The organism is Candidatus Woesearchaeota archaeon, from assembly GCA_016928155.1.
Taxonomy (GTDB): domain Archaea; phylum Nanobdellota; class Nanobdellia; order Woesearchaeales; family JAFGLG01; genus JAFGLG01.
The window spans coordinates 65,136-77,713 of the sequence record JAFGLG010000002.1; the positions used below are offsets into that span (position 1 = coordinate 65,136).

Annotated in this window: 17 protein-coding genes; 9 read left to right on the forward strand and 8 right to left on the reverse strand. The window is 43.4% G+C overall.

Annotated features, from left to right (window positions below; all coding sequences use genetic code 11):
• Window positions 1-21: 21 nt before the first annotated feature.
• The 5 genes from JW968_00505 to JW968_00525 are packed head-to-tail and all read left to right on the forward strand — an operon-like array spanning window position 22 to window position 4,137.
• A complete protein-coding gene (locus JW968_00505; GenBank protein MBN1385440.1) occupies window positions 22-1,191 on the forward strand; it encodes a radical SAM protein in 1,170 nt (389 codons plus the stop codon).
• Window positions 1,188-2,369, forward strand: a complete 1,182-nt coding sequence (locus JW968_00510) for a radical SAM protein (protein MBN1385441.1) — start codon at window positions 1,188-1,190, stop codon at window positions 2,367-2,369. The genes JW968_00505 and JW968_00510 overlap by 4 nt, the downstream gene beginning before the upstream one ends.
• On the forward strand, window positions 2,366-2,779 hold the full coding sequence (locus JW968_00515) for a hypothetical protein (GenBank protein ID MBN1385442.1): 414 nt from the start codon (window positions 2,366-2,368) through the stop codon (window positions 2,777-2,779). Before JW968_00510 ends, JW968_00515 begins: the two co-directional genes overlap by 4 nt.
• Window positions 2,742-3,662 carry a ThiF family adenylyltransferase gene (locus JW968_00520; protein ID MBN1385443.1) on the forward strand — a complete coding sequence of 307 codons (921 nt, stop codon included), beginning with the start codon at window positions 2,742-2,744 and terminating at the stop codon, window positions 3,660-3,662. The genes JW968_00515 and JW968_00520 overlap by 38 nt, the downstream gene beginning before the upstream one ends.
• A gap of 31 nt (window positions 3,663-3,693) precedes the next feature.
• Entirely contained in the window at window positions 3,694-4,137 is a 444-nt protein-coding gene (locus JW968_00525) for an NUDIX domain-containing protein (GenBank protein MBN1385444.1), read from the forward strand.
• Here JW968_00525 and JW968_00530 read toward each other — a convergent pair.
• From JW968_00530 to JW968_00540, 3 genes are read right to left on the reverse strand one after another with little or no spacing between them, the layout of a single operon-like run.
• Complete coding sequence (locus JW968_00530; GenBank protein ID MBN1385445.1) at window positions 4,134-4,688, reverse strand: DUF655 domain-containing protein; 555 nt, start codon at window positions 4,686-4,688, stop codon at window positions 4,134-4,136. The genes JW968_00525 and JW968_00530 overlap by 4 nt on opposite strands.
• Window positions 4,689-4,703: 15 nt before the next feature.
• Entirely contained in the window at window positions 4,704-5,132 is a 429-nt protein-coding gene (locus JW968_00535; protein ID MBN1385446.1) for a hypothetical protein, read from the reverse strand.
• Window positions 5,120-5,437 (reverse strand): 50S ribosomal protein L21e, encoded by a 318-nt coding sequence (locus JW968_00540; protein ID MBN1385447.1) that lies wholly within the window; start codon window positions 5,435-5,437, stop codon window positions 5,120-5,122. The genes JW968_00535 and JW968_00540 overlap by 13 nt, the downstream gene beginning before the upstream one ends.
• Window positions 5,438-5,681: 244 nt before the next feature.
• On the opposite strand from JW968_00540, the gene JW968_00545 reads away from it, so the two are divergent.
• Window positions 5,682-6,098, forward strand: coding sequence for a cell division protein SepF (locus tag JW968_00545; GenBank protein ID MBN1385448.1), 417 nt, complete (start codon window positions 5,682-5,684; stop codon window positions 6,096-6,098).
• A gap of 16 nt (window positions 6,099-6,114) precedes the next feature.
• Here JW968_00545 and JW968_00550 read toward each other — a convergent pair whose 3' ends face one another.
• Window positions 6,115-6,645, reverse strand: a complete 531-nt coding sequence (locus tag JW968_00550) for a ZPR1 zinc finger domain-containing protein (GenBank protein ID MBN1385449.1) — start codon at window positions 6,643-6,645, stop codon at window positions 6,115-6,117.
• Between the two features lie 82 nt (window positions 6,646-6,727).
• On the opposite strand from JW968_00550, the gene JW968_00555 reads away from it, so the two are divergent.
• Window positions 6,728-7,150, forward strand: a complete 423-nt coding sequence (locus JW968_00555) for a hypothetical protein (protein ID MBN1385450.1) — start codon at window positions 6,728-6,730, stop codon at window positions 7,148-7,150.
• Here JW968_00555 and JW968_00560 read toward each other — a convergent pair.
• Window positions 7,139-8,299, reverse strand: a complete 1,161-nt coding sequence (locus JW968_00560; GenBank protein MBN1385451.1) for a methionine adenosyltransferase — start codon at window positions 8,297-8,299, stop codon at window positions 7,139-7,141. The genes JW968_00555 and JW968_00560 overlap by 12 nt on opposite strands.
• Window positions 8,300-8,486: 187 nt before the next feature.
• Window positions 8,487-9,194 carry a metallophosphoesterase gene (locus tag JW968_00565; GenBank protein ID MBN1385452.1) on the reverse strand — a complete coding sequence of 236 codons (708 nt, stop codon included), beginning with the start codon at window positions 9,192-9,194 and terminating at the stop codon, window positions 8,487-8,489.
• Window positions 9,195-9,437: 243 nt separating this feature from the next.
• On the opposite strand from JW968_00565, the gene JW968_00570 reads away from it, so the two are divergent.
• Window positions 9,438-9,695: a 50S ribosomal protein L35ae gene (locus JW968_00570; GenBank protein ID MBN1385453.1), complete on the forward strand. Its 258-nt coding sequence runs from the start codon at window positions 9,438-9,440 to the stop codon at window positions 9,693-9,695.
• A gap of 3 nt (window positions 9,696-9,698) precedes the next feature.
• Here the strand turns inward: JW968_00570 and JW968_00575 are convergent, their stop codons facing one another.
• Window positions 9,699-10,163, reverse strand: a complete 465-nt coding sequence (locus JW968_00575; protein MBN1385454.1) for a hypothetical protein — start codon at window positions 10,161-10,163, stop codon at window positions 9,699-9,701.
• A 255-nt stretch (window positions 10,164-10,418) separates the two neighbouring features.
• Window positions 10,419-11,003: a hypothetical protein gene (locus JW968_00580; GenBank protein MBN1385455.1), complete on the reverse strand. Its 585-nt coding sequence runs from the start codon at window positions 11,001-11,003 to the stop codon at window positions 10,419-10,421.
• A gap of 85 nt (window positions 11,004-11,088) precedes the next feature.
• On the opposite strand from JW968_00580, the gene JW968_00585 reads away from it, so the two are divergent.
• The gene (locus tag JW968_00585; protein MBN1385456.1) at window positions 11,089-12,555 is read left to right on the forward strand and encodes a hypothetical protein; all 1,467 of its coding nucleotides are present in this window, start codon (window positions 11,089-11,091) and stop codon (window positions 12,553-12,555) included.
• The last annotated feature ends 23 nt before the right edge of the window (window positions 12,556-12,578 follow it).

The following is a 12,578-nucleotide window of genomic DNA, read 5'->3' on the forward strand; positions in this document are numbered from 1 at the left end:
GATGGTCAACAGGAAAGAAAAATGCAAAAGAAGAATATCGCAAGGGCTGAGAATTTTGGTTACACCTTGCTAGATAGAAGAAGCCTGATGCACAGATTTATCCACAAGGAAGAACCAGACCCGAATGGATATGAGGTATGGTCAGCGGATCTCTCCAATGCACCCAAGGATCTCCTATTCTCTCCAGTAAGGATGTATTTTGAAGTCACAAATATTTGCAACCTCAGATGCAAGACATGCTTCAACAATTCTGGACAGAAAAGACCTGATGAGATGAACACTGAGCAGGTCTTGAGAACCCTTGATGGATTCAGGCGCAACAATGTGATGGACATAAGATTCACAGGTGGTGAAGTAACCTGCAGGCCGGATTGGTTCGAGATACTTAGGCATGCAAAGGACCTTGGATTCGCTGTATCAATAAACACCAATGGGGTCTACAGAAATGATGAAACACCCGAGAATCTGGCATCCTTGGAACTGGAGCAGATCACATTAAGCGTCGACGGAGACCGACAAAGCCATGATATGATAAGAGGAGATGGGAATTATGAACGGACAGTATCATCCATGCAGAGACTCCATGATCTGGGCGCCCATCTCAGAATAAACACAATCCTGACAAGATCATCTGCAGAAAGTATACCACATATATTGGATCTGGCCTCGAGATATGCAGAAGAGATCAACTTTTTCTATATGCGATTGATGGGAAGAGCGCTCAATCTATCCGACCAGATAGTGCCTTATGAGGACCTATGCAGAATCGATGAAAAAATTGATGGATTAAGATCAAGATATCCAGGGCTTAATATACTGCATGGATCAAAAGTCATGGCAAGGACATCTGTGAATGCAGACCTATCAAAGAAATTCGGACTTACAATTGGAGGACCGGAGGGTTTTACACGATTCAACATATTGCCGGATGGATCCCTGTGGCCAGGAGGATACACACCACATATCAGACCAGAATTCATGCTTGGCAATATAATATCAGAAGGGTACGATCTCCTTAATATATGGAGACACTCTGAGAAACTGGCATCATATAGGAAAATTAGCCTGGAACTGCAGAAAACCTGTTCAGAATGTGATCAGAGAGCAACAAGATGCAACGGAGCAAGCATGGAGATGACATTCTTCAAGGAAAAAAACCCTCATATCGGGAATCCATACTGTGCAAAATGAGATACATCTCAAGACATGAAAGATTTGGAAGGACAGTATTCAATCCTGCAGACTTCACCCATGCTTATACCAGCGAAGAGCAGCATAGTGATCTCAAAGTCAAACATCAGGTCGAAGAGAAAAACAATCCTGTAACCGGCACTGAAGGAATACTTGAAGCCCCCATAAGAGTCTATTATGATATCACAATGGCATGCAACCTAAGATGCAAAACATGCCTAAACAGCTCAGGAGAACCAGATAAAGATGAGCTTGACACTGAACAAAGCCTGAGAACAATAGATGGCCTAACTTCAGCAGGAGTATTTGAAGTCAGGTTGAGCGGCGGAGAGCCAACTTTCAGAGATGACTGGGGCCTTATTCTGAATCATGCAAAGGAAAGAGGGCTTATAATATCATTGAATACAAATGGCGTCTTCTCAGACAGAACACTGAAAAAACTGATAGAATTAAAACCAGATGAAACAACAGTCAGCCTTGATGGAGCAAGAGATCTTCATGATAGGATCCGTGGACCTGGAAAATATGATAGGTCCTGCGCTGCAATACAAGCCATGAACGAAGCAGGACTCAGGGTCACAATAAACTCAGTGATGACTGCCAGCACTTCAATGGCAGATATTGAGGAACTCACTGCAGTAGCCGATAGGTACTGTCAGGATATCAGTTTCTTTCATGCCAGACCATTAGGTAGAGCACAGAACATCCCTGAGGAGATATTGCAATACAAGAATCTTGATGACAAGATGGCATGGGCTGAATCGATAAGATCAAAGTATCCGCATCTCATAATACGTACCAGAAGCTCAAGCATAAAGAAGAGCGGGATATCCCCATCTATAGGATTAGGATTGGTAAGAGGAGGGAGTGATGGCTTCACACGACTGAACATAATGTCCAATGGGGACATCTATGCAGGCGGATGTGTAAGATATGTCAACGAAAATGTCAGGGAAGAACAGAAACTCGGGAACATAGTGGATGAATCATTCTGCATCAAGAGAGTATGGCATCATAGTGCTAGGCTCTGGGCCATAAGAGAAACGAGCAGAAGACTGCAAGAGCAATGTGATCAGTGCCCTGAATATCAAGGAAAATGCCACGGCTTCACGCCAGAGATGTACCAGTATGGCCTGGCCAATTCTGGTGATCCTTTCTGCATAATGAGGACAAAATGAGATCCGTGCTTTTCCACTGCAGGAGATATGCAACAAGAATTACACGACTCGCGAATAGACCATCCGACATCAATCCTGAAACAGTCAGAGAACATAAACAACAGATAGACAATTGCATCGTGGCCATGATCTCTATAGAGATGAGAGACAAAAATGAATACGTTGAGAAGATGGCAACAGAAATCTCCCATATGGCAAAAGAAACCAAGAATAATAGGGTAGTCATACTCCCTTTTGCACACTTATCCAATCGGTTAGCTGAACCAAAAAAAGGACTTGATTACCTTAAGAAGCTAGAAGAATCACTTTCAAAAGATCACGATGTCTCAAGAGCTCATTTCGGCTCCCATAAAGAACTGATGCTGGACCTCTATGGCCACCCTGGAAATGCAAGGTACAGGGAGTTCTGACAAGGTGAAAATGATGTATTATGCAGAAGAGTTCAGGCAACTGATGTCAGGCATATATCGGCAAGAGGAACTTCAAAAGATAAAAGACGCCAGCATCTCAATATCTGGTGTGGGTGGATCAGCCGGCAGCTACCTCCTGGATATACTTGTTAGGAAAGGCTTCGAGACATTCAACCTTGCAGAACCTGACATCTATGATCTTAGGAACCTTTCAAGACAGCTTTTCGCAAATACACAAACAATTGGAAGACCAAAACTGGACATCGCCGTTGAACACGCACTAAGAATAAACCCACAGTTGACAATAAACTGTTATGCGAGCGTAGATGCTGAGAATGCAGAAGATTTCACTAGAAGTTGCACAGTCATGGCGTATCAGGCAGAAGGATTCTCGGCCTGGGCACTGACCAGATACATGTGCTCAAGATATAAGATACCATTCGTCAATGTATCAAGAAAAAGGAAAGGAAACCTCCGTAGCGTCATCGCAACAACAGTGTTTGATTATCGAGATGGAGAACCATTCACGGCGGATGAGCTAGAGTTCGACTCATTCGGAATCCAAGGAGACCTTGCCAGAATTGTCAAAGAGATGTTCATACAAGGAAGAATCAGGCAGGATTTATTGGACGAGTGTGACAGAGTACATAATGAATTCAAGAAAAAAAGGAGATTCACAAACCTTGGAGATCTTTACCCTGAGGTTGGTCCAATTACCGACCGATACCCTGATGATTATTTCAAGAGGTACTCTGACCCTGAAATATGCCTAATAGCGGGTGCCCTTGCAGCACGCACCATAACCGATCTTGTTGTCAATAGAATCACAGAAGTCAGGGAACTGGACATATTCTCCAGAAAGTCCGCAGGACAGAAGCAATAAATATTAAAACAAAAAAGGATATATCTCACTCATGACTCAACAGATACAAGGCATTGCATATAGAAAGATAGGGGATAAACACCAATTCCTTCTCTTGAAAAGGATTCCTGAAAAAGGTGGTTTCTGGCAACCAATAAGCGGGAAAGTGGAACATAATGAAGGTCTGCAAGAAGCCCTCTTCAGGGAATTGATGGAAGAAGCTAACATACACAAAATGGATATTCTAAGATTGGTACCTGATGTCCACAAATACAAGATATCCAGGCATTACCTAACAGATGAACCAATAGAGCCAATCACTGAGACAGTATTTGGTGTTGAGATAAAACCTGAGACAAAGATATCCATCCATGGTAACACTTCAAAAGAACATAGTCGATTCATCTGGGCTGAATTTGAAGATGCTGTCAAGATGCTGAAATGGGAAGACAACATCAAAGCCATACATTTATTACTTAAGAAGATAAAGAATTAAATCTCAACAAATATCCTGTGCTTCTCAGTGCCGTCAATCTCCTTGAGAATCCTCTTGATGATGGCCTTCTGCGGATCAGGCATGAGCTTGACACGCTTCTTCAGGTCGTCAAAAGACTCGAAAGGCTTCTCCTTGCGCTGCTCGATTATCTCCCACATGTGCTTCTTGCCGAGACCCGGCAACAGCTCAAGCTGATGCATCCTCGTGGTCAGAGGCCTTGCATTGTTGAAGAAATCCACGAACATCTTCTCATTCTTGGTGACGATATCCTTGACCACAAAATCAAGCTCTGTCTTCCCTGTTCCGGTGAGGCGCGACATCGGCAGGCGCCCCATTATGTGATGGATCTGCTCCCTCTTGCCCTCTCCGATATAGACCTCCTCAAGAGGCTGGAGAAAAACATCCTTCTTGGGGACAAGCTCCAGAAGAGTGAAATGCTCTTTCCCGAGAGCCTGCGCAATAGCTGATTTCTTGTAGGTCGGCCTGTCATCAAAAGGATACCCATTAGGCAGGAAATCTAGAATTATCGCTTTTTCTTCCTTGATGCCCATGATCCCCCACCCTCTTTATTCAGACTCCGCTTGGTCAGGCTGCTCAGACTCTTCAGCCTGCACTTCATCCTTCTTCTCCTTCAGGCGCGTCCTGTAATCATCCATGAACTTCTTCGTGACATCGACAATCTTCTTGATATTATCATTCGTGACAGAAATAGGATAACCCTGAAGGATGGACTTGAGCTCGTCAACCGAGGTCGGCATCATGTCAATTATCTTCTTGATATGGAGCTCCTTCAGCCTCGGGATATTCAGGTCCTCGATGGCCTTAGAGATATCCTTCGCCTCCTTCTGCTTCAGAATCAGGAAAGTGTTGACATATTCCTCCACTTTCTGGGCCCTGGCATTCAGTTCAGTGTCCCTCTTCTTGATTGCCTTGATCTCTGACCTGACATCATTAAGGCTGAGCGGCGCCTCATTGATGATAGTTATTTTGGGCATTTTTTCACCTCAGGACAATGTCTCTTAAGATGCACAGGGTGCACAATCGTCTTCTTGAGCTTTGAACCCTGCCTATAAGAGACAATGTAACAGTCCCCTCTCATGCCTACTATCTTGCCGCTCTTGCCATGCAATTTCAGACTATAAATCCCTTTGTGAACAGACGGCTCTGCCTTGAAAACAACGAGCTCATCCTCCTTGAACGACTGATAGTAATTCCTGATACTCATCTTGCCCTTCCTGGATGAAGGCTTCATGAGCTTGTGCCTTGTCTTCCTTCTTGATCCACCGATTCTCTTGACCATTATCCCACTCCTTATATTTATAATTATCAAAATCTTACTGAATCAGCTGAAAACCCATGTTATTTAAAAAGATTTTGCTTAATAACCAGAATATGCAATAAAGGCTCAGACTGCGAAAAAAAGAGGTATTAAGTATTGAGCAGTCAAGAAACCCAACGAAAGATTTATATATATGTAATTCAAAGGTTTTCCTGAGCTCTCTAAGGGGGAGATTACACTCGCTGATAAAAAGGAGGGGTTCTTGATGCGATCAATGATAATGAAGATCAAAAAGAGTTTCGGGGGAAAAAGGTTTGACCCTGATGATGCAGAAGAAAGCTATGTTGAACTGACAACTGACAGTGAATTAGGCGCAAAATCCAAAATCGTGGTGAGACCATTTGTTCTTGATGATTTCGCTTCACTGAAGCCAATACTCGATGTCCTGAGAGAAGGCTACACAATCGCCCTCATAAACATCAAACCGCTCAAGGACAAGGATCTTGTTGAACTGAAAAGAGCCATAAGCAAGCTCAAGAAGACAACAGATGCAATCGAAGGGGACATCGCAGGATTCGGAGATGATTGGATAGCAGTCGTGCCAAGCTTCGCGACAATCTTCAGGGAGAAGCCTTCCACAAAAGAGAAGGAAGCGCCTGAGGAGCTGGGAGAATTCGACTGAACTGATTAATCTTATTTCAATTATTCAATTTTGTTTTCACTGCTTTTTCTGATATTATTGCACTGTTACCGGAGGGATCCTCAAGGATTATCTTCAGCTTCTCCCTGCCCCACATCACATCCATCAGCTTCTTGACGAGATTCTTCGCTTTCCTGCGCTCCTCATCATCCTCTGCGTTATCCCTCAGGCTCTCGGTCTGGACCTTTATCCTGTTTAGGATGCCCTCGATGTTCGTGACATATCCATTGGAGGCTGTGCCGGGAGTGATGGTGGCTACATGAGGTATCTTGATGGTAGCCTGCGAAGACTTGACGACACGGATCTTCATGTCCTCCTCACAATCCACTTCAATTGTGAATCTCACAGGCTCGTTCTGCTCAGCAGACTCTACATCAGCCATGTGATAATTGCACGAAGAGCAGCTCATGGAAAATATGTAGACCTTGCCGAAATAGGGTATCTCGCGCTCTGCCTCAGTCAATGTGAGGGTGTCCTTGTTGCACATAGAACATTTCTGGTTTTCCAGGACGCTGATTTCATCTGCCATGCATCAAGAAATAAAAAACTGGTTTAAATAACTTTTGATTCAAGCAAAACAAATAAAAAAGATAGCAGATTGATGAAACAAGATGGAAGCACTTGAGAAGAAAATCAAAAAAGAAGAGGCCAAATCAGAAAACCTCGCTGACCCGAAGCAGACAGAGATACAGCAGGAGATCATGAATGTCAAAGAAGAGATCGGGACCAATGAGAAGACACCTGAACCCCAACAGGCAATGACAAAGAAGTACCTGGATAATCCGCAAGAGCCAGAATACAAGGAGACCCTGAACACAGGAGACGCACTTCCTGAAGTCCATTACCCTGAAGGGAATGAATCAGCATACAGACAGATAATGAGCTTCCTTGACCCAAGAAGAAGACTAAAAGATATCACACAGGCATTCAAGAAAGAGGACCATCTTGCTGCCTATGAAGAGAAGATAGACAAGAAAGTCAAGGAAAGCGAAGATAAGGAATACAAAAAGATAAAGAAAGGATCAGAGTCCTGAATCCTTTCTCAAAGCAGCAGCCTTGTCTGTCTTCTCCCAGGTGAAATCAGGATCAGACCTGCCGAAATGACCATAAGCTGCAGTCTTCCTGTAGATAGGGCGCTTAAGCTTCAGATGGGCAATCATATCTGCCGGCTTGAGCGGGAAGTGCTTGCGTATCAGCTTCTCGATCTGCATCTCTGGGATCTTATTGGTCCCATAGCAGAGCACATTGACTGATGTAGGCTCAGCGATGCCGATGCAATAAGAGAGCTGGACCTCTGCCTCATCAGCGATGCCTGCAGCGACAATGTTCTTCGCTATGTATCTTGCCATGTAAGCGCCTGACCTGTCTACCTTGCTGGGATCCTTGCCGGAGAAACAGCCCCCTCCATGCGTGCCGACTCCACCATAAGTGTCCACGATTATCTTCCTGCCTGTAAGACCAGTATCGCCATGCGGGCCGCCGATGACAAACTTACCGGTGCCATTGATGAATATCTTTGTCTTACTGTCAAGATATCTGCCGCAGACCTTCTTTATGACCTTGTCATAAACCTCTTTCCTCAATCTGCTTACAGACACATCAGGATGATGCTGGGCTGCGATCACAACTGCATCGACCCTGACAGGGACATTATCATGATACTCCACAGTGACCTGAGACTTGCCATCAGGCCTGAGATAAGGCAATATCCTCTTCTTCCTGACCTCAGCAAGCCTCCTGGTGAGGCCATGAGCCAATGCAATAGGAAGAGGCATGAGACTCTTGGTCTCCTTGCAGGCAAATCCGAACATCATGCCCTGATCGCCGGCACCCTGCTCCTTCTTCTTCTTTGCATCAACGCCCTGGGCAATGTCAGAGCTCTGCTCATGTATAGCAGAAAGGACTCCCGCGTTCTCAGCACCGATGCCGAAAGCAGGATCAGTATATCCTATCTCTCTCAAAGTCTTTCTTACAACAGTCTGGACATCGACATAGCCCTTGGTCCTGACTTCACCGCCGACAACAACAAGCCCTGTGGTGGTGAAACACTCGACAGCAACCCTTGAATCAGGATCCTGCCTGAAAAGCTCGTCAAGGACAGCATCTGATATCTGGTCAGCCACCTTATCAGGGTGACCCTCGGTCACACTCTCAGATGTAAAGAAATGAATTCGTTTTACCATATTTCGCGGCCTCCATTGCTTTTTCATATTGAAGAAACTTCCTTTTTAAATAAATATCTGGTTTTGAGTATATATACTCTGCTAATTTCATGCCTTTTGAACAAGAATATTCTTTTCTGAGATCAATATCAAATTTATCCATATCATGTCAAGATAAACTACACAATAAAAAACCACGTTCGGGGAATCAGGAAATGTTCCGGACCTTTCCAAAATCATAGACCTTGTCCTCAACAACGAAGACCCTGAAATCACCAAGACGCTGACTGAGGAAAGGACTCAACAGCTTCTCCTTCAGGATGTCAGTGCCCTCAACAAAAAGATTCATTGATGGCAGAACGATCAAATTCTTTCTCCTGAATTTTCCCAGAAGAAAGCACTTGAACTTCTCCTGCCTGGCGCCATCCTCCAGTGTTATTGCAGGATGCTCGTGGCCGATGATAATAATCTCGGCTTTCTTGAAATCTGAATCTTCTGGAATCTTGTGGCCGTGGCAGATGTAGATGTCTTCAATCATCATGTAATCCTTGACATCGACATCGCGCTTCTTCGCTATCGGACCAAGGATCTTATCATGATTGCCTCTTATGAGGATGAGCTTTGATGACTTTGTGATGAGGTCGATTATCTTCAGCGTATCACGCCATTCCTGGTCAGAGATCTCACCGAACTCATGCTTGATATCGCCGTTGATGACCACAGTCTTTGGATCAGCCTGCTTCATGATCTTCTGCAACCTGTCAAGAAGCTGATTGAATGAGAATCTAGGAACAAGGATACCCTGCTTGTTCAGGGCCTCTTCATATCCTATGTGCAGATCCCCGATAATCAAAGTCTTGCGGCTCTTGACAAGAAGGCCGAGGTCGATGAGCTCCAAACCAGGTTGTATCTCCATATAAAGGCCTAATCCTTGATCATTTAAAAATATTTCAGGGTGTTCGCCAAATCATGTGCCAAGCCTGTCCGGGTGCTTGAAAAATCCAAAGGAGAAGGCCAAATCCGCCTTGCGGATTTGGATCTGACAGGATTTGATCTTTGGATTTTTCCCTGAATCAGACATAGCAGGGCAATGGAGCATCAGGACAAGTACAAATTCCTATCAGTTAAATATTTAAATAGGTCAAAATTTCGAGGCAGCATGAAAGGGATAATCAACAATTTCAGGATGCATAGGCACACGCAGTACAAGAACCACATGATAATAGTGGTCAAAAATGTCGATAATAGGGAAAAGGCGACCAAATTAGTCGGCAAATCAGTAACATGGAAGAGTCCTGCTGGCAAAGAGATAAAAGGAGAGATAAAATCAGCACATGGCAACAAAGGAGCTCTTAGAGCCATTTTTGAAAAAGGCATGCCTGGTCAAAGTGTACATAAAGAAGTAGAGATAAAATAAAAATTAAAGAGATTCTGATTTTTCTGTACCAATAAGACGCTGAACCATTTCTTCAATCCACTTGTTGATTACCTCTTCTCTATGTTCATTACTCAATTCAAGATCAGCGAGTTCACTTTTGTTTAATCCAAGTTTTGCCATTAGCATATTATCAGCGTGAATCCTCAACATTACTTGCTTTAAAGAAACAATCTGCACAGATATTATTCTAATTGTATTATATAAATTATGCATCACTGCTTCCACTAGTTCATCCTCGTGTTTCATACTTTTCTTAATTTTATTCAATTTACCTTTTCTAATCAGAACAGGAAGACTATGTTCTTCTTCAGCGGCATCATGAACTTCCTTGTACACTTGTTTAATATTTGAGATAGCTTCATATCGAGTGACAATTGCGGGTTCAACATGGTTTTTAACAGCATCAATTAAAGCACCGGCATGACCCCATGATTTCATTATTCCCATCATATCACCTTTTGATCATTAATGAAATATCAAATAAGCATATTTTATAAAAAAGTTTATGGCAACCCAATAGGGATGATTCCCTTAGCCATCAGATAAATCAGAACAGCGCCGATGATGAAACCAAACACCAGACCTTTCATAAGATCAGCCGGACTTGTGATGAAACCCTTATCCATAATATCACCTTTTTTTGTTGATAATGATTATAACTGATTTATAAGAGCTGAGTATATAAATTTAACTATATCCGGACTATTTCTTTGCCGGAATGAACCCTCTTCTCTCAAGCAAAAGCTTGGAGTGGCTCTTGAGATTGTTCCGGATGTTCTCGACTGAAGCTGAAAAGGCCTTGTTGAGATCAGATATCCTCTGGACCTGGGCAAGCTTCTGCTGATATTCCAGCACAGCCTTCTGGACATTCTTCGGATTGGCAGGCATCGCTGGCTTATATCCGGAGATGATCTTGTTGTTGAGACTGATGAGGGTGCTGTATCTGCTTGCTAGACCAGAATATAATGCAGCTGCGCCGCTCATCACAGAAGGGAAAACTGCTTCGAGATTCTTCATTATCACGACAGAATCCTTCTGAGAATTCAGGAAATCAGCAAGGTCCTTATCTGAAACATTTGATTTGCCGGCAATAGAGTCTAGCTTTTGTATCTGGCTCTCAAGCTGGAAAAGACTGCCCCTTGCTTTTGTGACATCAATCTGGAGGGCGCGCAAGGTATCATGGGATGTTGTCATCTTCGCCCTGCTCTTAAACTTTATCGCAGTTATCTTCCTGAAAATATCGAAAAAACCCATGCTTGCATTCACCTCTTGGATGTTTTCAGACAAAATCCCTTTATAAAATTTTCCAATATAGAAAAGTATATAAATAATATTGATATTTTTAAAGCCCATAGGCGCTTATGGTGAATATATGAAAAAAGGGATGGTGCTGACACTTACAACTGTACTCACATTCTTGACTATCCCAAGTGTAAATGCCCAAACCGGCAACAATATCCTTGAACCGATATACAAGGTGTTCGGATTCGTGTTCGATCTCATAAGAGATAATAATATTTCAGGAGAAAAAGAGGTATTCTACGCAAAATTCATGCTGTGGATCATATTGTTCTCCATACTTCTCTATGCATCAAAATTTGTCTTTCCAAACCAGAAAGGCGTGGGAGGCACAATAGCAGCAGTGATATCAATCATAGCATTGATACCATTGAAAGGGGATCTGCTAACAAGCATATTCGAAGTGTATGGTGTTGTTGCAGCATTCCTTTTCTTCATGATACCCATAGTCGGGCTGATGTTCATCAATCATAAACTGTTCCATGACAACACACCAACACATGCAATCGGAAGATTCCTTGTATACATGCTCGTGCTCTTCACATTCCTGAGAATGAAAGGGGCATTCGACAACCAGACAGGATGGTTCTCACAATCAATGGCATCCATGACAGACTACATGAATCTCTTTGTGGGAGTGATGGTGCTTCTCCTGATATGGAGCTTCATACAGATATTCAGCGCATTCAGCGGAGGAGGCTCGACAACATTCTCTGGAGGAAGCGGAGGAGGAGGTTTCTTCAGCGGAGCAAATGAAGTGCTGAATCCATGGAATGCAGACAGGAGAGCAAGAAGACATGAGCTGAAGGACCTGAGACATCGGGCAAAGCTTGAAGGAAGAGAAAAGAAACTTGAAGATGAAAGAGCAAAACAAGAGGCGATAAACAGCGCAATAAGGAGACTTGACAGCCTCGAAACAAGAGATGTCGATACCATCATCACAGAGCTCGAGACCATTGCCAGACTCGTAGAAAATTTCGGGGGAATGGTAAAGGGAAGAGCAGATTTCCATGATCTTGTCCATAAGATATTCATACAGGACAGGGAGACAAAGAAACTCATCGAAGAGCTGAAGACGTTGCTCGGCAAAGAAGAGTCCCTGAATGACATCGAAAGAAGGATTGAGGAGTTCATAAGAAAGGCAGATGAGAAGGCTCAGGAAAGATTCAAGGAACTGGGAGTAGAAGATACAAAGATAATAAACCTGAGCAATAGACTGAAAGCAAGCCTGCAAGAAGAGCTAAAGGCGACCAAGATAATCGAACAATATGTCAGGGATATGGAGAGGAACGAGAGCTCATTCTCAGAAATGATGAGGATAATCCTCACAGCAATCAAGAAGAACAACACGCCTGCAGCATTATCCAATATCGCAACAGCCAGAAACCTCATGATAGCACAGAAGAACCTGGCCAAAAACACTGCAATTGTCGAAACCAGGATCCAACAGATAATCCAGAACAACAGAACCCTTGAGACAGCAATAGAATACGCGATAAGGAGAGAAGTGGCAAAGGAAAAAAGAGCTGTCGGCGGATAATATTTATAAATAACATATAATTA